Origin of the sequence: Paludibacterium sp. B53371 (assembly GCF_018802765.1) — a bacterium.
Lineage (GTDB): Bacteria > Pseudomonadota > Gammaproteobacteria > Burkholderiales > Chromobacteriaceae > Paludibacterium.
This window is the reverse complement of the sequence record NZ_CP069163.1, coordinates 3390957-3412431: the sequence shown is the minus strand read 5'-3', so window position 1 is coordinate 3412431 and position 21475 is coordinate 3390957. Positions and strand designations below refer to the sequence as shown.

Below are 21475 nucleotides of genomic sequence, written 5' to 3'. Positions count from 1 at the left end.
TCCTAAAACATGAAGGCTGTCAGCACAAAATCGAGTGCCAGGATCACCAGTGCCGAGGTCACCACCGTGCGGGTGGTGGCGGCGGAGACACCCGCCGCGGTCGGCGTGGCATCGTAACCCTCGAAAACAGCGATCAGTGTGACGGCGATACCGAAGACCAGGCTCTTGATCAGCCCGTTGATGACGTCATAGTGGAGATCGACGGAGTTATTCATCTGGGACCAGTAGGTTCCCTGGTCCAGGCCGATCATTACCACCCCGACCAGATAGCCGCCGAAAATCCCCATGACATTGAACAAGGCCGCCAGGACCGGCATGGAAATCACCCCGGCCCAGAAGCGGGGTGCCACTACCCGTGCCACCGGATTGACGGCCATGACACTCATGGCATCGAGTTGCTCGGTGGTTTTCATCAGGCCGATTTCCGCCGTCATGGCCGAACCGGAGCGGCTGGCGAACAGCAGGGCGGCCAGCACCGGGCCAAGCTCGCGCAGCAGGGACAGGGCGACCAGCGCGCCGAGGGCATCGGCCGAGCCGAAGCGCGACAGCGTGTTGTAGCCTTGCAGCCCCAGCACCATGCCGACGAACAGCCCGGACACGATGATGATGATCAGTGACAGCACGCCGGCGAAATACACCTCGCGAATCACCAGGGAGAAGCGCAGCAGGCTCTGGCCCGAGTACATCAGGATGGCGACCAGGAAGCGGCTGGCATAACCCAGACGCCAGATGCCGTTGATGGTGCTGTGACCCAGCTTGCGCAAGGGAGAGGTCAGAAACTCAGGCATGCGTGCCTCCCTGCAGATCGAGGTCGGCCATCAGCTCGCTGCCGGCCGGATAGGCAAAATGTACCGGGCCGTCGGCCTCGCCGTGCACGAACTGGTGGACCCAGGGGGATTCGGCTGCCCGCACCTGATCCGGCGTGCCTTCGGCAATGATTTCTCCATTGGCGACGAAATACACGTGGTCGACGATATCGAGGGATTTGTGTACGTCGTGCGTCACCATGATGGCACTGGTGCCCAGCGCGTCATTGAGCTTCTTGATCAGCAGCGCAATGACGCCGAGCGAAATCGGATCCAGACCGGTGAAGGGCTCGTCATAGAGCATCAGGGCCGGGTCGAGCGCAATGGCGCGGGCCAGCGCGACCCGGCGCGCCATGCCGCCGGACAGTTCGGACGGCATGAGATTCTGGGTGCCGCGCAGACCGACAGCGTTGAGCTTCATGACCACCAGATCACGGATCATGCTTTCCGGCAGGTCGGTATGCTCGCGCAGCGGGAAGGCGACGTTGTCGAAGACCGACAAGTCGGTGAACAGGGCGCCGAATTGAAACAGCATGCCCATGCGGCGACGATGGGCAAACAGTTCTGCGTGCCCCATCTTCGCCACGTCCTTGCCATCAACCAGCACTTCGCCATGCTGCGGACGATACTGACCGGAGATCAGTCGCAGCAGCGTGGTCTTGCCGCTGCCGCTGCCGCCCATGATGGCGACGAGCTGTCCGCGCGGGATGCGCAAATTGATATTCTTCAGAATCGGTCGTCTGCCATAGGCAAAACTGACGTTTCTGAGCTCAATAAAAAAATCAGAAGACACGGATAACCCGATGTTATTTGAAAGTGAACAAAGGTGAATTATTGCTGTGCATCAATTGCAAGTTTATAGAGTTGCACCAAATAAGCCAAATCTTCGGCAAATTCAATGACAAAGGTGTGTGAAGCGCACCGGCTGGTGCCGGTGCGCCCGGGACGGACTCAAATGCCGCGCAGCAGGTCGTTGATGCTGGTCTTGGCACGGGTCTTGGCGTCCACTTTCTTGACGATGACCGCGCAGTAAAGGCTGTAGGTACCATCCTTCGAGGGCAGATTGCCGGAGACGACCACCGAGCCGGCCGGCACGCGGCCGTAGTGGATTTCACCGGTTTCGCGATCATAGATGCGGGTGGACTGGCCGATGTAGACCCCCATGGAAATGACCGAGCCCTCTTCGACGATCACCCCTTCGACGATTTCTGAACGCGCACCGATGAAGCAGTTGTCCTCGATGATGGTCGGATTGGCCTGAAGGGGCTCCAGCACCCCGCCGATGCCGACACCGCCGGACAGGTGGACATTCTTGCCGATCTGGGCGCAGGAACCGACGGTGGACCAGGTATCGACCATGGTGCCTTCATCCACATAGGCGCCGATATTCACGTACGACGGCATCAGCACGGCGTTCCTGGCGATGAAGGAGCCCTTGCGTACCATCGCATTCGGTACCACGCGGAAACCGCCTTCGCGGAACTGCTTTTCGTTCCAGTCGCCGAACTTGGTCGCCACCTTGTCGTAGTAGCGGGTCACACCATCATCGGTGACCTGGTTCTCGCGGATGCGGAACGACAGCAGCACGGCCTTCTTGACCCACTGGTGCGTGACCCACTGGCCGTCGATTTTCTCCGCCACGCGCAGTCGTCCGCTGTCCAGCTCGCTGATGACCTGGTCGATGGCTGCCTTGAGTTCCGGGCTGACCGTGGTCGGGGTGATATCGGCGCGACGTTCGAAAGATTCTTCGATCAGAGCCTGGATCGGATGCATATGATGTCCTTGCATGGGAATGGGTGGATTCATTGATTCAATTCCGTGATGAATGACTGACAAGATACCGGATACGTTCGGCGGCTTCCACGCATTCTGACAGCGGTGCGACCAGGGCGATGCGGATATAGCCCTGACCCGGGTTGCTGCCATGGGCGTCGCGTGCCAGGAAGGAGCCTGGCAGTACCGTGATGTTTTCCTCGGCCAGCAGGCGGCGGGTAAAGGCCTGGTCATCGCCCCCCGGCACCTTGAGCCACAGATAGAATGATGCGTCCGGCAGCCGGGCACCGAGGCAGTCAGCCAGCAGGGGAACCACCGCATCGAACTTGGCCTGATAGGCGGCGCGGTTGGCTTCGACGTGTGCCTCGTCATCCCAGGCGGCGATGCTGGCGCGCTGGATGGTCGGGCTCATGGCGCTGCCATGATAGGTGCGATACAGCAGGAAGGCTTCCAGCAGCGAGGCATCGCCGGCCACAAAACCGGAACGCAGGCCGGGCGCATTGGAGCGCTTGGACAGGCTGGTAAACATCACGATGCGGCTGAAATCGCGCCCCAGCTGGCGGGCGGCCTGCAGACCGCCGAGCGGCGGCTGACCGAAGTGGATTTCCGAATAGCATTCATCCGAGGCAATCACGAAACCGTGCCGGTCGGAGAGCGCGAACAGCTGACGCCAGTCTTCCAGCGACATCACCGCTCCCGTCGGATTGCCCGGGCTGCAGACGAAGACCACCTGGGTGCGCTGCCAGACTGACTCGGGGACCGATGCCCAGTCCGGCTGGAAATCATTGGCCGCCGTGCAGTTCACATACCAGGGTTCGGCACCGGCCAGCAGGGCCGCCCCTTCATAAATCTGATAGAAGGGATTGGGCGAAATCACCACCGGAGTCTGTTCGCCGCTCGGGTCGATCATGGCCTGAACAAAGGCGAACAGCGCCTCGCGGCTGCCATTGACCGGCAGGATCTCGCGCTCGGTGTCGGCCTCGATGCCATAGCGTCTTTGCAGCCAGCGGCCACAGGCCTGGCGCAGTGCCGGTTCGCCCAGCGTCGGCGGGTAGGCCGCCAGACCGTCCAGCGCACCGGTGAGGGCATCGCACAGCACGGCGGGTGTCGGGTGTTTCGGTTCGCCGATGGACAGATTGATCGGGGTTTTGCCGGCAGCCGGCACGACTCCGGCCAGCAGGGCGCGCAGCCGCTGGAACGGGTAGGGTTGCAGACGCTTCAGCAGAGGATTCACGTGAGGTCTTTCCTGTCGATAAGGCGAATGAAGAATGCAAATAGCTTAACTGAAAAGCCGACCGATTGTACGCAAGCCGGCGCCGGGCCTTGTCAGATCAAACCCTGCAAGGTGTGGTCTCTGGCATGATGGGGGTCTTGCCGCAGTCTATCCATAGGGAGGTTCCGGATGTTTCAGCATGTGATTGTTCGTACCCCATGTCGTGCCCTGATCGATGGCCTGACCTCGAGTGATCTGGGCAAACCCGATTACCAGCGCGCCCTGGCCCAGCACGATGCCTATATCCAGGCCTTGCGGCAGTGCGATGTGGATGTGACCATCCTGCCCCCGGCAGATGATTATCCCGACTCGGTATTTGTCGAAGATCCGGTATTGTGCACCCCGCACTGCGCCATCCTCAACCGTACCGGCGCCGAGTCGCGCCGTGGTGAAACCGCCCTGCTGGCGGATACCATCGGCCGCTTCTACGACCGGGTGGAAAGGATCGAGGCACCGGGCACGGTGGAGGCCGGCGACATCATGATGGTCGGCAGCCATTTCTACATCGGCCATTCGGCGCGCACCAACCCCGAGGGGGCAAGACAGATGATTGCCCTGCTGGAAAAGTACGGCATGACCGGTTCGGTGGTACGACTGGAAGAGGTGCTGCACCTGAAGACCGGTTTGTCCTATCTGGAACACGGCAATCTGCTGGCCGCCGGCGAGTTCGTCAGCAAGCCGGAATTCCAGCAATACAATGTGGTGGAGATTCCGCTGCACGAGGCTTATGCCGCCAACAGCATCTGGGTCAATGACCGGGTTATCATGCCGGCCGGCTATCCGGTGACCCTGGCCAAGGTCAAGGCGCTGGGCTATCAGGTGATCGAGGTCGACACCTCGGAGTTCCGCAAGATCGACGGCGGTGTCAGCTGCATGTCGCTACGCTTCTGAGTCTTCACCCGGTGCCGGCAGCTTGCCGGCACTGATCAGGGCCTTGATCGAATAGATGTCGAAGCGGGTGCTTTTGCCTTCCATCTGCGCCGAGGGCGCCAGGCCTTCGATGACCACACCCAGTCGCGGCCGCTTGACCACCACGCGGTTGAGCGCCGCACCCACGGCGGCCTGCAGCAGCGCGGCACTGTCCAGATCGTCACCGATGACATGCTGGAAGGCCTGCATGTCTTTCTTGGCGGCGGCGCTTTTGCCGGTATCGGGGAACATCGGGTCGACATACACCACGTGCGGACGCTGCGCTTCGGCCAGGGTGGTCAGCCAGTGAATGGCGTCGGCGTGCACCAGGGTCATGCGTGCCGCGATGTCCTGAATGTCGGCCGCGCGGGCGGCACGCTCCAGCGCGTCGTCCAGCAGGGCGGCGGCTACCGGCGAGCGCTCGATCAGGGTGACCTGGCAGCCCAGGCTGGCCAGCACGAAGGCATCGCGCCCCAATCCCGCCGTCGCATCCACCACCCGCATTTCACCCTGATGGCCTTTCAGACCGATGGCCTTGGCCACCGGCTGGCCACGGCCCCCTCCCTGTTCGCGCCGGTGGCGCGCAGCCCCCTCGACGAACTCGGCATACACCGCGCCATGTTTGCCGGTGGTAACAAGCGACAGCCGTTCGAAATCCAGCTCCAGCCAGTAGCCGCTGTCCGGCCGCTGGCGTACCAGAGGCAGGGCATAGCGTTCGGCCAGCTGGGCGGCGCGCTCGCGGCGCGCGTTGTCGGCGCAATACAGAGGAGTGGCAGGCATGGGCTGTCTTGAAGGAGTCATCGGCGCAGGCACGATACGACATGCAGTCGGGACAGGCAACCATTGCGGCAACTCAGTGATCCCTGCACCGTAAATCAGTACATGCCGTGTGGCGTCGCGGCACTTGTCCGCTCGTCGTCCTGACGCCGTTCCCTACCATGACACCATGAGCGCGCTGATCGGATTTGTCTGTGGTGTCACCCTGTGTGTCTGGCTGGCCGAGTTGCCGGACTGGCGCTGGTTGCTGACGTCCTGCCTGCTGTGGCCCCTGCAGCGAAGCGGGCCGCTTTGGTGGCGTCGTGGCTGTGCCGGCTTGCTGGGCATTGGCCTGGGGCTGGCCTGGGGGGTATGGCAGGCCGGGCAGCGACTGGCAGAACGTTTGCCGGGTGCGCTGGATGGTCAGGTGGTGGAACGGGTGGTGACGGTGCGGGATCTGCCGGTGGCCTCCACTTTCGGCCATCGCGTGCTGGCCGAGCTGGCGCCTCAGGCGGATTGGCCGCGGCGGCAGGCGGTGCGCGTGCGCCTGCAACTGGGGCGTGGCCAGCCCTGGCCGGCGGGCAGCCGCTGGCGGGTGCGTCTGCGTTTGCAGCCCTATCACGCCACGGCCAATGGGCATGGTTTTGATGCGGAGGCCTGGCTTTGGGCGCAGGGAATGCTGGTCAGCGCCCGCGTGGTCGGCAGGCCGCAGCGTCTGCCCGATGCGGACGATTGGCAGGCCAGGGTCGACCGGCTGCGCGCCCGGGTGGCGCAAAGAACAGCCCGGGTGCTGGCCGGGCAGCCGCGCGAGGCGGCGCTGGTCACGGCCCTGACAGTCGGCGTGCAACAGGAGATCGCGCGGGAAGATTGGACGTTGTTTGCCCGCACCGGGGTGACGCACATTGTGTCGATTTCCGGCTTGCATGTCGGCATGGTGGCGGGGCTGGCGGCCTGGCTTGTGCGCCAGGGATTGCGTCGATGGCCCTGGCCGGGACGTACCCCGCGTCTGTGGGTTGCGCTGGGCGGGCTGTTGGCGGCCGGTGCCTATTCGCTGCTGGCCGGCTGGTCGGTACCGACCCGACGCACTTTCTTCATGCTGGCGGTGGCCTGTCTGTTGCTGTGCTGGCGCCGTGCCCTGACGCCGATGCATATCTGGTGGCTGGCGCTGGCCGCTGTGTTGTTGCTGGATCCGTTTGCGGTGTATTTCCCCGGTTTGTGGCTGTCATTCGGTCTGGTGGCGGCACTGATGACGGTCACGCTGGGAAGGCGTCAGCCGCCGGATAAATGGCAGGCCATGCTGGCTGCGCAATGGGCGGCGACCGTGATGTCGGTGGTGCCGCTGGTCGGGTTTTTCTCGGCTTTGCCACTGGTCTCGCCTCTGGCCAATGGTTTTGCCATCCCTTGGGTCTCCCTGCTGGTGTCGCCCTTGTGCCTGCTGGCGGCAGCCATCCCGCTGGATGCGCTGCTGTGGTTGTGTGCCTGGTTGTGCCGGGTGTTCTACCTGGTGATGGGCTGGTGTGCCGCGGTGCCGGTCTGGTGGGTGGCGGCGCCTTCCTGGCCGCAACTGCTGGCGGGCGGGCTTGGGGCCTTGTGGCTGATCGCCCCGCTGGGGTGGGCTGCCCGGCTGCTGGGCTCGCTGCTGCTGATTCCCCTGTTGTGCCATGTGCCGGCACGGCCGGCTGCCGGTCAACTGCGTGCGACGGTGCTGGATGTGGGGCAAGGGCTGGCGGTCTGGTTGCAGACGGCACGCCACGATCTGTTGTACGACACCGGTGTGGCGGCCAGTGAGGCGGTGCTGGTCGCCAATCTGCGTGGTAGCGGGGTGCGCCGGCTGGATGCCCTGATGCTGTCGCATCATGACGCCGATCATGATGGCGCTGCGCCGGCCCTGTTGGCGAACATGCCGGTGCAGCAACTCTGGCTGGGGCAGGCCGCCAGTGCGCAGGGGCTGGGTCAGGGGTTTGCCCTGTGTCGTCCAGGGCGGCGCTGGCAATGGGATGGCGTGCGCTTTGAGGTGTTGTGGCCGACGGCGGACTGGCACGAGGACGGCAATAATCCGCACAGTTGTGTGCTGAGGGTGGTGACGCGGCACGGGAGCTTGTTGCTGACCGGCGATATCCCGCAGTCTGTCGAGACGCAACTGCTGACCCGGCAGCGAGCCATGCTGGCCAGTACGGTATTGATTGTGCCGCATCACGGCAGCAAAACCTCGTCCTCCATGGCCTTCCTGCAGGCGGTGGCCCCGCGCTGGGCAGTGATGAGCGTCGGCTGGCGCAACCGCTATGGGCATCCCCACCCCACGGTGCTGGCCAGGTATCAGTCAGCCGGCGTTCAGGTACTGCGCACCGATGAGCTCGGTGCCCTGACGCTGCTGTTTGGCCCCCGACCGGTCGTCAGTGGCTGGCGTCAGCAGGCGCCCCGTCACTGGCGCTCGGGCCCGCCGGTCGTTGCAGGGCAATCTCGGCGGTGACACAACTGCCGTTGCCCTGATAGCGCACGCGGTCAAAGGACAGTTTGCGGGCGATCAGGATGCCGCGGCCATGGCTTTCCAGATAGGAAATGGCCTCGGTGTCGAGGAAGTGCTCCCAGTCAAAACCGTCGCCCTGGTCGGTGATGGTGAAGCGGATGGTGTCCGCACTACGGTGATAGTCCAGCTGTACCTGATGCTGTCCGAGTTGCGGATCAGCGAGCCGCCGACTCAATTCGGCTTCCCATTGTCCTTCGGCCTGCAGCCGGGTCTTTTCGCTGTAGCTCAGTCGCAGGTTGCCATGTTCGATCGCGTTGACCAGCAGTTCGAACAGCCCGGTCGCCACGCGCTCGGGGTGCGGGCAGGCGCGTGCCAGCAGTGCGGTGACCCACTGCGCTTCCTGATGGGTACGGAACGCGAAGCGTGCCTGACTCAGATAGCCCAGTGCCTCCGCCTGCTGATTGGCCAGCTCCCGGAAGTAGGCATGGCGGTCCCAGTGGCTGACGGCAGCCTCGATCACCGCCAGCAGCATTTCGCGGGAAAACGGCTTGGTCAGATAGTAGAAGGCGCCTTGCGACAGACCTTCCTGCACGCTGGCGGCTGCGCCGACGGCGGTTTGCATGATGACCGGCAGGAACTCCAGCTTGGGGTTGCCCTTGATGCGGCGCAGGACCTCGAAGCCGTCGATGCCGGGCATCATTTTGTCCAGCAGCACGGTGGAATAGCTTTCTCCCTCTTGCTCCAGCAACTGCCAGGCCGCTTCTCCGCTCTCCGCGGTGCGGATCTGATAGCCGGCGTCTTCCAGCAGTTCGCTCATCAATTCCAGGTTGAAGGGTTCGTCGTCGACCAGCAGCAGGGTATGGGCCATGGCGATGCTCCTGTCCTAAAGAGGGTGACGCGGGCGCTGCGGGAAGGTGAAGCTGAAGATCGCTCCGCCTTCCGCGGCGTTGTCAGCGCGTATTTCGCCCTGGTGGGCATGAATGATTTCGCGGCAGATGGCCAGGCCAAGTCCGGTACCGCCGGCCCCGGTCTTGGTCGAGCTGCTCTGGATGAATTTGTCGAAGATCGATTCCAGTTCGGAGGGCGGGATGCCCGGCCCCTGGTCGATGACGCGCACCTGCGCCAGCGGGAAGCCGGCTCCGGGCAGCAGACGGGCCTCGACCTTGATCGTGCTGTCCGGCGGGCTGAACTTGATGGCATTGGTCAGCAGATTGCGCAGTACCTGACCGATACGCACGCTGTCGAAGGTGGCGAGCAGTGGTTGCGGGTCGGCATCGAGCTCGATGTGGATGCCGGTTCCTTCGGCCATGCCGGTCAGTTCATCGCAGACATCGCGCAGATGGCGTGGCAGGTCGTCTTCCTGCAGGTTGTACTCCATGCGGCCAACTTCCATTTTAGCCAGATCCAGCAGGTCGTTGAGCAGGGACAGCAGACGATTGCCGCTCGACAGGATGCGCTTGAAGTATTGCTGGATTTTTTCCTGCCCGCTCTGGTCCGCACGGCTTTGGCCCATTTCGGCAAAGCCGAGAATGGCATGCATGGGCGTACGCAGTTCGTGCGACATATTGGCGAGAAACTCGGTCTTGGTGCGGCTGGTTTCTTCGGCCAGTTCCTTGGCGGCACGCAGGGCGTCTTCGGCGGCGCGTTCGGCGGAAAAGTCCTGATAGACCCAGATAGTGCCCAGGCCGGGGACGGCAGGGTTGAGTGCCTTGCCGTGCAGCCGGACCCAGATCAGTTTGCCGCGCCCGGTCTGCAGCTGCAGCTCGGTGGTCACCACCTTGCCTTCGTTGAGCAGGTGGTAGAGCAGCCGGCCGGTGCGGTCGTATTGTTCGTCGCTCTGGTAGAACTGCCGTGTGGTGTAGTTGATGGCACGGCTTTCCTCGCAATCGAACAGTTCGAGGAATGCATGGTTCACCTTCTTGAGATGGCGGTCGACGATATAGGCCATGGCCAGCGGGCTGGCTTCCAGCAGGGCGGCCAACTGCCGGCTCTGCATCTCCACCTGCTCGGCCAGGCTGTTTTTCAGCCGGATCAGTGCGGCTTCCTGTTCCTTGCGCACACTGATGTCGCGGCAGACCAGCAGATAGAACTGGTCATCCGGCAGGGTGACCTGGCTGAGCGACAGCTCGACCGGCAGCTTGCTGGTGTCGTTGCGGATCAACTGTGCTTCGAATGGCATGCCTTCGAAGTTGGCGGCGATGGCGGTGAAATTCTGCTTGCTGCTGTCGTACAGCTCCGGGAACAGCGAGCCGATGGTCAGGCCGGGCAGCGACTCGGCTGTCTGGCCGATCAGACGGGCCGCGGCCGGGTTGGTATTGGTGATGGTGCCACTGCGATCGACCAGGACGATGGCGTCGGAGCTGGCCTGCAAAATGGCGCGCTGGCGCATTTCGCTTTCGGTGCGCGCCTGTTCGGAAGCAATACGTTCGCTGATCTGCTGGCGCAGCAACTGGTTGTTTTGTGCCAGCTGCAGGTTCTGTTCCGTCAGCTGGACCTGGAAGCGCTTGTTGCTGCGTGACAGCCAGAGCACTTGCGCAATAAACAACAGCAATCCAATAGTGGTGAGTAATAGCAGATTTCTGTCGCTCTCATCCAGGATCTTGCTGTCCGGCTGGGACAGCCGATAGGTGCCGAACTGCAGCGTCATGCCGCCGATATTGCTGGTCAGGCTGGCGTTCGGCGCGCCTTCCGGACGAGGCTGGTCCGGATTGGAGTCCAGCAGCAGCATGGGTTGCTGGTTGTTGAGCTTGGTCCAGATCAGCAGCCGCAGATGGTTCTGGAAACTGTCGCCATTGGGCAGAGGCAGGTCGAGAAAGCGCTCGAGATCCAGGTTGAACAGCAGGAAGTGCGTTCGTTTCGGCAGGGCCACCACGATGTCGATGCGGTTTGGCGTGCCGTCTTTGCCGCTGACGGCCAGCAGGGCCGGGATGCCGGTGTTTTGAGCCCGGTTGAGCATGGGCTCCCAGCCGGGCAGGGTGCCCAGATCCAGACCGCGTGGCAGGCCATTGGCATCGTCAGGCAGGTAGCCGATGACCGGGAAGTACTCGGACTTTTTCGGACTGGGGCTCAGATGGTGATTTTGCAGGACCTGGATCGGGCTGTTGATACTGCTTTCAAAGGCGCTGCGCTGGCTGGTGGAGACCTTGGCCAGCAAGGCGGCGCCATTGAAAGGGCTGTTGGGGTGGAAGATGCGCGAACTGACCCGGCCCAGCGTATCGAGCGTGAAGCCGGCGGGTTCGCTATTGTCCGGCTGGGCCAGGATGTTGGCGTAGTCGAGGGCGGCATTGAAACGGTTGGCCAGTGAGTTGAGGCTGTAGGTACCCCACAGTGCACTGCGCTCGGCTTCCCGGCGCTGCGCCGCATTCTGCAGCAGCCAGAATTCCGTCAGCAGCAGGACGATGGCCAACAGGCCGGCTATCACGATCATTCCGGGCCGCCGCAGTTCGTTCATCGCGGCTCCGTCAATCCGCCTGGCTTAGCTGACGATAGAGCTGGTCGAATTCGCGCGTGAGTTTGTGCCGTTGATCCAGAAAGGGCATCGGCCGGCAGGCTTCATGAGACTCGCGAATGCGCACCGAGGCCGAAAGCGGGGTGTCGAGAATCGGCAGTCCCTCGGCCCGCAGCTCGGCCACTTGCCGCGCCGGCAGGCTGGCGCGTGGCTGGAACTGGTTGACGACAATGCCTTCAATGGCCAGTTGCGGATTATGGTCGGCCTGGATCTCGGTCACACTGGTGAGCAGGCCATATAGCGCCTGGCGCGAGAAGCTGTCGCAGTCGAAGGGAATCAGGCAGCGCTGCGCGGCGATCAGTGCCGACAGGGTATAAAAGTTCAACGCCGGCGGGGTGTCGATCCAGACTTCATCAAAGCGCTGAGCGGCGTCGAGGGTATCCAGCGTTTCGCGCAGCTTGTAGATTTTGTGCCGCGCGTCCAGCTTGCCCATCATGTCGCTCAGGCTGGGGTGGGAGGCCAGCAGGGACAGACCGTCAAACGGCGTGGTTTCGATAAAGTCGTCGACCGGCTTGCCGAACAGCGTGATGTTGAGGTACTGATCGAACAGTCCGCCAAGATGGCGCTCGCCGACCGGCGTCCCCATCAGGTAATGACTGCTGTTGCCCTGGGGATCCAGATCGATCACCAGTACCTGTCTGCCCTGCCTGGCAGCGGTGGCGGCCAGGTTCACCGTGATGGTGGACTTGCCGACCCCGCCTTTCTGATTGAATACCACCCGCCTGATTGCAGCCATGCTTCCCCCTTGATGCATGTCGGCTGGTATCGATTTGGCGCCTCAGTTGGCGGCCCCGTTCTGGCACACGAACTGCAACTGTTGGGCACTGGCGGAATTCGGTACCACCGGCATTGGTTTTATCTGTGTGTCATTATAGGTGACACTGGTCACCTGCCTGCCAGTTTCATCAAACAAATTCATGCTCAGCAGACGATAAGTGTTTGCTTCACAGTCAATTTGCCATGTATTGATGGCGACTTTGTGACTCGGGGTGTTCTGGAAGTTCTCCTTGCGCACATCGAAAATGGTTCGGCGTTCGCGGAAGGTGACCAGTCTGCCCTGGCGCACGATCGACAGCTTGTCGACCTCATGCAGGATGTTGCCATTGGGCGACACCCCAAGGTTTTCCCAGTCGGCACTGGGGATAACGGTACTTTGCGCCGGGGCATGACCGGTGCGGGACGGCGCGAGCGGCTGGGTGGCACAGCCGGCCAGCAGGCCGCTCAGCACGGCCATGAAAAGCATACGGGTACGCATGAGGCATTCTCCTGATGAATCGCGGCCAGTGTCGCACAGCCACTGTCTGTGGCCAACCCGCGAGAATTCTTTCCGCACGACTGGAACTTTTCCTGTGGCTTGAAGGTCAATTCCGTACGAGAGCGTTTTTCCTCGTTTCACATTGTCTCCAAATCTTGTCGGCCATCCTCTACACGGGATGGCCTTTTTTTTTGCCTGCCGCGGCGGCGCCCCGTGATGCAGCGTTTCCCGTACAATGTCGTCCTTCTCCAGAAACGACCGCCAGATGCAGGACGCCAACACCCTTCTCCAGAATATTTTCGGCTACCCGTCCTTCCGCGGGCAGCAGGCCGACATCGTGGCGCATGTCGCCGCGGGCGGGCATGCGCTGGTGCTGATGCCGACGGGTGGCGGCAAGTCCCTGTGCTATCAGATTCCGGCATTGATGCGACCCGGGGTCGGCATTGTGGTGTCGCCGCTGATTGCCCTGATGCAGGATCAGGTTGCGGCACTGACCGAGGTCGGGGTGGCGGCAGCCTGCCTGAATTCGGCCACCGGCAGCGAAGAGGCACGCGATATTGCCCGCCAGGCGCGCGCCGGAACGCTGGATCTGCTGTATGTGGCGCCGGAACGGTTGCTGATGCCGCGCTTTCTGGATTTTCTCTCTACCCTCGAGTTGGCGCTGTTTGCGATTGACGAGGCGCATTGCGTCAGTCACTGGGGACATGATTTCCGCCCGGAATACCAGCAGCTCGGTCTGCTGGCCCAGCGCTTCCCCGCCGTGCCGCGACTGGCGCTGACCGCCACGGCCGATCTGCCGACCCGGGCGGATATCCAGCACTATCTCGGTCTGCAGGACAGCCCGGTTTTCCTGTCCAGTTTTGATCGACCCAATCTGTTCTATCAGGTGGTCGAAAAGCACAATGCCAAAAAGCAGCTGCTGAGCTTCATCGAAAACGAGTTTCCCGGTGTCTCCGGCATCGTCTACTGCCTGTCGCGCAAGCGCGTGGAAGAGACCGCCGCCTGGCTGGTGGAGAACGGGATCCACGCTTTGCCCTACCATGCCGGTCTGGGTCACGACGTGCGCGAAGCCAACCAGCGCGCCTTTCTGCGGGATGATGCCGTGGTGATGGTGGCCACCGTCGCCTTCGGCATGGGCATCGATAAGCCCGATGTCCGCTTTGTCGCGCATATCGACATGCCGAAGAGCCCGGAAAGCTTCTATCAGGAGTCTGGTCGTGCCGGGCGCGACGGCCTGCCGGCGACCAGCTGGTTGTGTTACGGCCTCAACGACATGGTGCAGCTGGGACGCATGATTCAGGAGTCCGAGATGGCCGAGGCTCAGAAGCAGGTCGAACTCACCAAGCTCGATGCCATGCTGGGGATCTGCGAAACCGCCAGCTGCCGCCGTCAGCAGATCCTCGCGCACTTTGGCGAGGCCATCGAGCCCTGCGGCCATTGCGACAACTGTCTGGCCCCGCCTGTCACCTTCGATGCCACCGTGGCCGTACAGAAACTGCTGTCCTGCATCTATCGTGTCGGCCAGCGCTACCACGCCGGCCATGTGGTCGATGTCCTGCTCGGGCGCAGCAGCCCGGCCATCAGCGCCGCCGGTCACGAGCAGCTCTCTACCTTCGGCATCGGCAAGGAGCTCAATCAGCGCGCCTGGCGTTCGGTGATCCGTCAGCTGGTGGCGCGCAAGATCCTGCAGGTCGACGTGGTGCGCGGTCAGTCGCTGGTGTTGACCGAGGCTTGCCGCCCTTTGCTCAAGGGCCAAACGCCGATCCGCCTGCGTCCGCTGGCCGACAAGGAGCGCAGCAGCCGCAGCCAGACCGATCGCTGGTTGCGTACCGAGCGCGAAGAACGTCTCTGGCAGGCATTGCGCCGCTGGCGCAAAGAAGTGGCTGACGAGCATAATGTCCCGGCATATGCTGTCTTTTCCGACCGCACATTGCGCCAGTTGGTGGAAGAAAAACCGCAGAACCGCAGCCAGCTGGCACGGGTCTACGGTGTCGGCGAACTCAAGCTGGCACGCTATGGCGACAATCTGCTCAACCTGATGCGACAAATCGGGGATGCATCGTCAGGCGATGAATAAAAAACAGGCAGACGGCATGTCGGATCCGATCGATGACCAGTCTGCCCATTGGCAAAGGGAGAACTTAGTAATGGCCGTCAATTTGAAGTCTCTGGATGACAACACTCTGCTGCCGATCGCGGGGCTCGATCTGCGTGTGGCCGAGGCCGGTGTCAAATATCCCGACCGGCGCGATGTGCTGGTCATGCAGATCGACAAGGGCAACACCGTGGCAGGTGTCTTTACCCAGAATCGTTTCTGTGCTGCGCCGGTGCAATTGTGCAAGCAGCATCTGGATGCCGGTGTGCAAATCCGCGCTTTGGTCATCAATACCGGTAATGCCAATGCCGGCACTGGCGAAGACGGCCGCCAGCGTGCCCGCGCCATCTGCCAGGCGCTGGCCGACGACATGGGCTGTCAGGTCGAGCAGGTGCTGCCGTTCTCGACCGGCGTGATTCTCGAGCCACTGCCCTCCGAGCGCATCATTCAGGCCTTGCCGAAGCGCCAGCCCGCCAACTGGTCCGAGGCGGCCCGCGCCATCATGACCACCGATACCATGCCCAAGGCCGGCAGCCGCAGCCTGACACTGGGCGGTCAGCCGGTGTCGATGACCGGTATCGCCAAGGGCGCCGGCATGATTCACCCCAATATGGCGACCATGCTGGGCTTTGTGGCAACGGATGCCGCCGTGACCCGTCCGGTACTGGATCAACTGGTCAAGGAAATCTGTGATCCCTCCTTTAACTGTATTTCCGTCGATGGCGATACGTCGACCAATGACAGTTTCATTCTGATCTCCACCGGCAAGAGCGCTGCGCCGCTGATTGACTCGACCGACTCGCAGGATTATCAGTTGCTCAGGGCCGCACTGCTTGATCTGGCCACCGAGCTGGCACAGGCCATCGTCCGCGACGGCGAGGGTGCGACCAAGTTCGTCACCGTCGAGGTGGAGGGGGGGCGCAGCGTCGCCGAGTGCAAGACCGTGGCTTATGCCATTGCACGCTCCCCGCTGGTGAAGACGGCGTTCTTTGCTTCGGACCCCAATCTCGGGCGTCTGCTGTGTGCCATTGGCTACGCCGGTGTCCAGGATCTGGATGTCGATCGGCTCGAGCTCTATCTGGATGATGTCCTGGTGGCCAGTCAGGGCGGACGTCACCCGGACTACCGGGAAGAGCAGGGGCAGGCGGTGTTGAATCAGCCGGAGTTCACCGTCAGGGTGCGCCTCAATCGCGGTGCCGCCGCAGCCAGGGTATGGACCTGTGACTTCTCTTATGATTACGTACGCATCAATGCTGACTATCGCAGCTGACTGCGGCCGGGAGTCCGAAAAACCGCCTTTTCAGGCGGTTTTTTTATGTTCGCCCAGCCAGAAAGCCAGGTTTGCAGGCCGTCCGGCGCAAGGCGTTTCAGTAAGAGAAGCCTGAATCAATCATCAAAACAGTGGCTTATCTGACATATGCTGAAATTCAGCGGCTTTTTTGTAATGTCGGTGTTGACGAGTATGATTTCGACGCGTATAGTTCGCCTTCTTCGCTGCAGCAACAACGCAGCACTGCTCTTTAACAAAACGAACAACCGATAGGTGTGAGTGCCGGGAGAGACCGACACTTGCACTGCAAGAGACAGAAAAAAACCTTACGGGGTTCTTTTGAAGTCCTTGCGTGCCAGATAGTACGAAAAGCATAGAGATTGAACTGAAGAGTTTGATCCTGGCTCAGATTGAACGCTGGCGGCATGCTTTACACATGCAAGTCGAACGGCAGCACGGGAGCTTGCTCCTGGTGGCGAGTGGCGAACGGGTGAGTAATGCGTCGGAACGTGCCGAGTAATGGGGGATAACGCAGCGAAAGTTGTGCTAATACCGCATACGCTCTGAGGAGGAAAGCGGGGGACCTTCGGGCCTCGCGTTATTCGAGCGGCCGACGTCTGATTAGCTAGTTGGTGGGGTAAAGGCCCACCAAGGCGACGATCAGTAGCGGGTCTGAGAGGATGATCCGCCACACTGGGACTGAGACACGGCCCAGACTCCTACGGGAGGCAGCAGTGGGGAATTTTGGACAATGGGGGCAACCCTGATCCAGCCATGCCGCGTGTCTGAAGAAGGCCTTCGGGTTGTAAAGGACTTTTGTCAGGGAGCAAATCCTGCTTGTGAATAATGAGCGGGGATGAGAGTACCTGAAGAATAAGCACCGGCTAACTACGTGCCAGCAGCCGCGGTAATACGTAGGGTGCAAGCGTTAATCGGAATTACTGGGCGTAAAGCGTGCGCAGGCGGTTTTGCAAGTCTGATGTGAAAGCCCCGGGCTTAACCTGGGAACGGCATTGGAGACTGCAAGGCTAGAGTGCGTCAGAGGGGGGTAGAATTCCACGTGTAGCAGTGAAATGCGTAGAGATGTGGAGGAATACCGATGGCGAAGGCAGCCCCCTGGGATGACACTGACGCTCATGCACGAAAGCGTGGGGAGCAAACAGGATTAGATACCCTGGTAGTCCACGCCCTAAACGATGTCAACTAGCTGTTGGGGGTTTGAATCCTTGGTAGCGTAGCTAACGCGAGAAGTTGACCGCCTGGGGAGTACGGCCGCAAGGTTAAAACTCAAAGGAATTGACGGGGACCCGCACAAGCGGTGGATGATGTGGATTAATTCGATGCAACGCGAAAAACCTTACCTGCTCTTGACATGTACCGAAGCCCGAAGAGATTTGGGTGTGCCCGAAAGGGAGCGGTAACACAGGTGCTGCATGGCTGTCGTCAGCTCGTGTCGTGAGATGTTGGGTTAAGTCCCGCAACGAGCGCAACCCTTGTCATTAGTTGCCATCATTAAGTTGGGCACTCTAATGAGACTGCCGGTGACAAACCGGAGGAAGGTGGGGATGACGTCAAGTCCTCATGGCCCTTATGAGCAGGGCTTCACACGTCATACAATGGTCGGTACAGAGGGTCGCGAAGCCGCGAGGTGGAGCCAATCTCAAAAAACCGATCGTAGTCCGGATCGCACTCTGCAACTCGAGTGCGTGAAGTCGGAATCGCTAGTAATCGCAGATCAGCATGCTGCGGTGAATACGTTCCCGGGTCTTGTACACACCGCCCGTCACACCATGGGAGTGGGGGATACCAGAAGTGGGTAGGCTAACCGCAAGGAGGCCGCTTACCACGGTATGCTTCATGACTGGGGTGAAGTCGTAACAAGGTAGCCGTAGGGGAACCTGCGGCTGGATCACCTCCTTTCTAGAGAAAGTCGATCCTGGTACTCACAGCCTATCGGTTGTTCAAAGCGCAAAGTCGCATGCAATGACTATCTGGGGGTTTGTAGCTCAGCCGGTTAGAGCACCGTCTTGATAAGGCGGGGGTCGTTGGTTCGAGTCCAACCAGACCCACCAATCCTGCATGTGACCGTTCAAATGGGGGCATAGCTCAGTTGGGAGAGCGCCAGCTTTGCAAGCTGGATGTCGTCGGTTCGATCCCGTCTGCCTCCACCACCCCACTCTTAATGACAATCAGAAGGCTTTCAAGCAGAGCCTTGTGATTGGCGTTAATTGTTTAGCGCACTGATCTTTAACAAACTGAAGAAGCCGAATACAAAATTGATTCTGAGCCAGGATGGTTTCATCCTCGTTTGGATTCAACTTTGGGTAATTGTATGTATCGACGTTTTGCCGGTAGAGGTATCGGCAAGGCGAGTGCGCAAGGCCCTTGAAATGATAGGGTCAAGCGAGTAAGTGCATCTGGTGGATGCCTTGGCGATCATAGGCGATGAAGGACGTGTAAGCCTGCGAAAAGCGCGGGGGAGCTGGCAATAGAGCTTTGATCCCGCGATGTCCGAATGGGGAAACCCGGCCCTTAGGGGTCACTCCCACCTGAACACATAGGGTGGGTAGAGCGAACGCGGAGAACTGAAACATCTAAGTACCCGCAGGAAAAGAAATCAACCGAGATTCCGTGAGTAGTGGTGAGCGAAAATGGAAGAGCCTGTACGTTTTAGCCGTTGAGTTAGTGGAAGAGTCTGGAAAGGCTCGCCATAGTGGGTGATAGCCCCGTACACGAAAACTGAATGGTGGCACTGAGCGTACGACAAGTAGGGCGGGACACGAGAAATCCTGTCTGAAGATGGGGGGACCATCCTCCAAGGCTAAATACTCATGATCGACCGATAGTGAACCAGTACCGTGAGGGAAAGGCGAAAAGAACCCCGGGAGGGGAGTGAAATAGAACCTGAAACCGGATGCATACAAACAGTGGGAGCCTCGCAAGGGGTGACTGCGTACCTTTTGTATAATGGGTCAGCGACTTACGTTCAGTAGCGAGCTTAACCGAATAGGGGAGGCGTAGCGAAAGCGAGTCCGAATAGGGCGCTTCAGTTGCTGGGCGTAGACCCGAAACCGAGTGATCTATCCATGGCCAGGATGAAGGTGCGGTAACACGCACTGGAGGTCCGAACCCACTAATGTTGCAAAATTAGGGGATGAGCTGTGGATAGGGGTGAAAGGCTAAACAAACTCGGAGATAGCTGGTTCTCCCCGAAAACTATTTAGGTAGTGCCTCATGTATCACTTCCGGGGGTAAAGCACTGTTATGGCTAGGGGGTCATTGCGACTTACCAACCCATGGCAAACTCTGAATACCGGAAAGTGCGAGCATGGGAGACAGACGGTGGGTGCTAACGTCCATCGTCAAGAGGGAAACAACCCAGACCGCCAGCTAAGGTCCCAAATGATCAGTTAAGTGGTAAACGAAGTGGGAAGGCCCAGACAGCCAGGATGTTGGCTTAGAAGCAGCCATCATTTAAAGAAAGCGTAATAGCTCACTGGTCGAGTCGTCCTGCGCGGAAGATGTAACGGGGCTCAAACTGATAACCGAAGCTGCGGATTTGCACGCGAGTGCAAGTGGTAGGGGAGCGTTCTGTAGGTCTGTGAAGGTGTGTCGAAAGGCATGCTGGAGATATCAGAAGTGCGAATGCTGACATGAGTAGCGATAAAGCGGGTGAAAAGCCCGCTCACCGAAAGCCCAAGGTTTCCTACGCAACGTTCATCGGCGTAGGGTGAGTCGGCCCCTAAGGCGAGGCAGAAATGCGTAGTCGATGGGAAACTGGTTAACATTCCAGTACTTTCATACAGTGCGATGGGGGGACGGAGAAGGTTAGGTCAGCCAACTGTTGGAATAGTTGGTTCAAGCTGGTAGGCGGGACACGCAGGCAAATCCACGTGTTCGTTAACGCCGAGAAGTGATAACGAGGGTCTACGGACCTGAAGTGACTGATACCCTGCTTCCAGGAAAAGCCTCTAAGCTTCAGCTGTATGAGAACCGTACCGCAAACCGACACAGGTGGGCAGGAAGAAAATTCTAAGGTGCTTGAGAGAACTCAGGAGAAGGAACTCGGCAAATTGATACCGTAACTTCGGGAGAAGGTATGCCTCTTAGGGTGTAGGACTTCGCGTCCGAAGCTTTGAGAGGTCGCAGAGAATCGGTGGCTGCGACTGTTTATCAAAAACACAGCACTGTGCCAACACGAAAGTGGACGTATACGGTGTGACGCCTGCCCGGTGCCGGAAGGTTAAGTGATGGGGTGCAAGCTCTTGATCGAAGCCCCGGTAAACGGCGGCCGTAACTATAACGGTCCTAAGGTAGCGAAATTCCTTGTCGGGTAAGTTCCGACCCGCACGAATGGCGTAACGATGGCCACACTGTCTCCTCCTGAGACTCAGCGAAGTTGAAATGTTTGTGAAGATGCAATCTACCCGCTGCTAGACGGAAAGACCCCGTGAACCTTTACTGTAGCTTTGCATGGGACTTTGAACAGACTTGTGTAGGATAGGTGGGAGGCTATGAAGCGTGAACGCTAGTTTGCGTGGAGCCGTCCTTGAAATACCACCCTGGTGTGTTTGAGGTTCTAACCTAGGTCCGTGATCCGGATCGGGGACAGTGCATGGTAGGCAGTTTGACTGGGGCGGTCTCCTCCCAAAGTGTAACGGAGGAGTTCGAAGGTCACCTAGGTACGGTCGGAAATCGTGCTGATAGTGCAATGGCAAAAGGTGGCTTAACTGCGAGACCGACAAGTCGAGCAGGTGCGAAAGCAGGACATAGTGATCCGGTGGTTCTGAATGGAAGGGCCATCGCTCAACGGATAAAAGGTACTCCGGGGATAACAGGCTGATTCCGCCCAAGAGTTCACATCGACGGCGGAGTTTGGCACCTCGATGTCGGCTCATCACATCCTGGGGCTGTAGCCGGTCCCAAGGGTATGGCTGTTCGCCATTTAAAGTGGTACGCGAGCTGGGTTCAAAACGTCGTGAGACAGTTTGGTCCCTATCTGCAGTGGGCGTTGGAAGTTTGACGGGGGCTGCTCCTAGTACGAGAGGACCGGAGTGGACGAACCTCTGGTGTACCGGTTGTCACGCCAGTGGCATCGCCGGGTAGCTAAGTTCGGAAGAGATAACCGCTGAAAGCATCTAAGCGGGAAACTCGCCTGAAGATGAGACTTCCCTGAGGGCTAGACCCTCCTGAAGAGTCGTTCGAGACCAGGACGTTGATAGGTCGGGTGTGGAAGCGCTGTGAGGCGTGAAGCTAACCGATACTAATGGCTCGTGAGGCTTGATCCTATCATTTGATGGGCTTTGTGCCCGATACATACGAATTCAAACCAAACGGCTTCTGCAGTTTGTAGACAGTTTATG

The 21475-nt window shown here is 60.2% G+C and carries 13 protein-coding genes, 2 tRNA genes and 2 rRNA genes; 8 read left to right on the top strand and 9 right to left on the bottom strand.

The window, feature by feature from the left end; genetic code table 11:
• Positions 1 to 2: 2 nt before the first annotated feature.
• The 4 genes from mlaE to dapC all read right to left on the bottom strand — a co-directional run bounded on the left by mlaE (position 3) and on the right by dapC (position 3813).
• On the bottom strand, positions 3 to 788 hold the full coding sequence (mlaE, locus tag JNO51_RS16285) for a lipid asymmetry maintenance ABC transporter permease subunit MlaE (protein WP_215779379.1): 786 nt from the start codon (positions 786 to 788) through the stop codon (positions 3 to 5).
• On the bottom strand, positions 781 to 1599 hold the full coding sequence (locus JNO51_RS16280; RefSeq protein WP_215779377.1) for an ABC transporter ATP-binding protein: 819 nt from the start codon (positions 1597 to 1599) through the stop codon (positions 781 to 783). Before JNO51_RS16280 ends, mlaE begins: the two co-directional genes overlap by 8 nt.
• Before the next feature lie 158 nt (positions 1600 to 1757).
• Positions 1758 to 2579: a 2,3,4,5-tetrahydropyridine-2,6-dicarboxylate N-succinyltransferase gene (dapD, locus tag JNO51_RS16275; RefSeq protein ID WP_215779375.1), complete on the bottom strand. Its 822-nt coding sequence runs from the start codon at positions 2577 to 2579 to the stop codon at positions 1758 to 1760.
• 37 nt (positions 2580 to 2616) lie between these two features.
• Positions 2617 to 3813 (bottom strand): succinyldiaminopimelate transaminase, encoded by a 1197-nt coding sequence (dapC, locus tag JNO51_RS16270; protein ID WP_215779372.1) that lies wholly within the window; start codon positions 3811 to 3813, stop codon positions 2617 to 2619.
• 168 nt (positions 3814 to 3981) lie between these two features.
• On the opposite strand from dapC, the gene ddaH reads away from it, so the two are divergent.
• Positions 3982 to 4743 carry a dimethylargininase gene (gene ddaH, locus JNO51_RS16265; protein WP_215779370.1) on the top strand — a complete coding sequence of 254 codons (762 nt, stop codon included), beginning with the start codon at positions 3982 to 3984 and terminating at the stop codon, positions 4741 to 4743.
• Here ddaH and JNO51_RS16260 read toward each other — a convergent pair.
• Complete coding sequence (locus JNO51_RS16260; RefSeq protein ID WP_215779367.1) at positions 4732 to 5541, bottom strand: class I SAM-dependent methyltransferase; 810 nt, start codon at positions 5539 to 5541, stop codon at positions 4732 to 4734. The genes ddaH and JNO51_RS16260 overlap by 12 nt on opposite strands.
• Before the next feature lie 166 nt (positions 5542 to 5707).
• Between JNO51_RS16260 and JNO51_RS16255 the strand changes: the two genes are divergently transcribed.
• Positions 5708 to 7987, top strand: a complete 2280-nt coding sequence (locus JNO51_RS16255; RefSeq protein WP_215779365.1) for a DNA internalization-related competence protein ComEC/Rec2 — start codon at positions 5708 to 5710, stop codon at positions 7985 to 7987.
• Here JNO51_RS16255 and JNO51_RS16250 read toward each other — a convergent pair.
• From JNO51_RS16250 to JNO51_RS16235, 4 genes are read right to left on the bottom strand one after another with little or no spacing between them, the layout of a single operon-like run.
• Positions 7911 to 8852, bottom strand: a complete 942-nt coding sequence (locus tag JNO51_RS16250) for a response regulator (protein WP_215779362.1) — start codon at positions 8850 to 8852, stop codon at positions 7911 to 7913. The two genes, JNO51_RS16255 and JNO51_RS16250, sit on opposite strands and share 77 nt — an antisense overlap.
• A gap of 15 nt (positions 8853 to 8867) precedes the next feature.
• Positions 8868 to 11435 carry an ATP-binding protein gene (locus tag JNO51_RS16245; RefSeq protein WP_215779360.1) on the bottom strand — a complete coding sequence of 856 codons (2568 nt, stop codon included), beginning with the start codon at positions 11433 to 11435 and terminating at the stop codon, positions 8868 to 8870.
• 10 nt (positions 11436 to 11445) lie between these two features.
• The gene (locus JNO51_RS16240; RefSeq protein WP_371822937.1) at positions 11446 to 12219 is read right to left on the bottom strand and encodes a ParA family protein; all 774 of its coding nucleotides are present in this window, start codon (positions 12217 to 12219) and stop codon (positions 11446 to 11448) included.
• Between the two features lie 51 nt (positions 12220 to 12270).
• The gene (locus tag JNO51_RS16235; RefSeq protein WP_215779356.1) at positions 12271 to 12747 is read right to left on the bottom strand and encodes a surface-adhesin E family protein; all 477 of its coding nucleotides are present in this window, start codon (positions 12745 to 12747) and stop codon (positions 12271 to 12273) included.
• Positions 12748 to 13012: 265 nt separating this feature from the next.
• On the opposite strand from JNO51_RS16235, the gene recQ reads away from it, so the two are divergent.
• The 6 genes from recQ (at position 13013) to JNO51_RS16205 (ending at position 21400) form a co-directional block, all read left to right on the top strand.
• Positions 13013 to 14824, top strand: a complete 1812-nt coding sequence (gene recQ, locus JNO51_RS16230) for a DNA helicase RecQ (RefSeq protein ID WP_215779354.1) — start codon at positions 13013 to 13015, stop codon at positions 14822 to 14824.
• A gap of 70 nt (positions 14825 to 14894) precedes the next feature.
• Positions 14895 to 16112 (top strand): bifunctional glutamate N-acetyltransferase/amino-acid acetyltransferase ArgJ, encoded by a 1218-nt coding sequence (argJ, locus tag JNO51_RS16225; RefSeq protein ID WP_215779352.1) that lies wholly within the window; start codon positions 14895 to 14897, stop codon positions 16110 to 16112.
• A gap of 382 nt (positions 16113 to 16494) precedes the next feature.
• Positions 16495 to 18032, top strand: a 16S ribosomal RNA gene (locus tag JNO51_RS16220).
• 75 nt (positions 18033 to 18107) lie between these two features.
• Positions 18108 to 18184: transfer RNA gene (locus tag JNO51_RS16215), tRNA-Ile, on the top strand.
• Positions 18185 to 18207: 23 nt separating this feature from the next.
• Positions 18208 to 18283 (top strand) — tRNA-Ala (locus JNO51_RS16210).
• Between the two features lie 226 nt (positions 18284 to 18509).
• Positions 18510 to 21400: ribosomal RNA gene (locus JNO51_RS16205) — 23S ribosomal RNA — on the top strand.
• Together the 16S and 23S rRNA genes with 2 tRNA genes alongside form the textbook arrangement of a ribosomal RNA operon.
• The last annotated feature ends 75 nt before the right edge of the window (positions 21401 to 21475 follow it).

What these genes read in the sequence shown, in the direction of transcription:
- ddaH (WP_215779370.1), top strand. Translation starts at nt 3,982, where the DNA reads ATGTTTCAGCATGTGATTGTTCGTACCCCATGTCGTGCCCTGATCGAT.
- argJ (WP_215779352.1), top strand. Translation starts at nt 14,895, where the DNA reads ATGGCCGTCAATTTGAAGTCTCTGGATGACAACACTCTGCTGCCGATC.
- mlaE (WP_215779379.1), bottom strand. Translation starts at nt 788, where the DNA reads ATGCCTGAGTTTCTGACCTCTCCCTTGCGCAAGCTGGGTCACAGCACC.
- recQ (WP_215779354.1), top strand. Translation starts at nt 13,013, where the DNA reads ATGCAGGACGCCAACACCCTTCTCCAGAATATTTTCGGCTACCCGTCC.
- JNO51_RS16235 (WP_215779356.1), bottom strand. Translation starts at nt 12,747, where the DNA reads ATGCGTACCCGTATGCTTTTCATGGCCGTGCTGAGCGGCCTGCTGGCC.
- JNO51_RS16250 (WP_215779362.1), bottom strand. Translation starts at nt 8,852, where the DNA reads ATGGCCCATACCCTGCTGCTGGTCGACGACGAACCCTTCAACCTGGAA.
- JNO51_RS16245 (WP_215779360.1), bottom strand. Translation starts at nt 11,435, where the DNA reads ATGAACGAACTGCGGCGGCCCGGAATGATCGTGATAGCCGGCCTGTTG.
- dapD (WP_215779375.1), bottom strand. Translation starts at nt 2,579, where the DNA reads ATGCATCCGATCCAGGCTCTGATCGAAGAATCTTTCGAACGTCGCGCC.
- JNO51_RS16260 (WP_215779367.1), bottom strand. Translation starts at nt 5,541, where the DNA reads ATGCCTGCCACTCCTCTGTATTGCGCCGACAACGCGCGCCGCGAGCGC.
- JNO51_RS16255 (WP_215779365.1), top strand. Translation starts at nt 5,708, where the DNA reads ATGAGCGCGCTGATCGGATTTGTCTGTGGTGTCACCCTGTGTGTCTGG.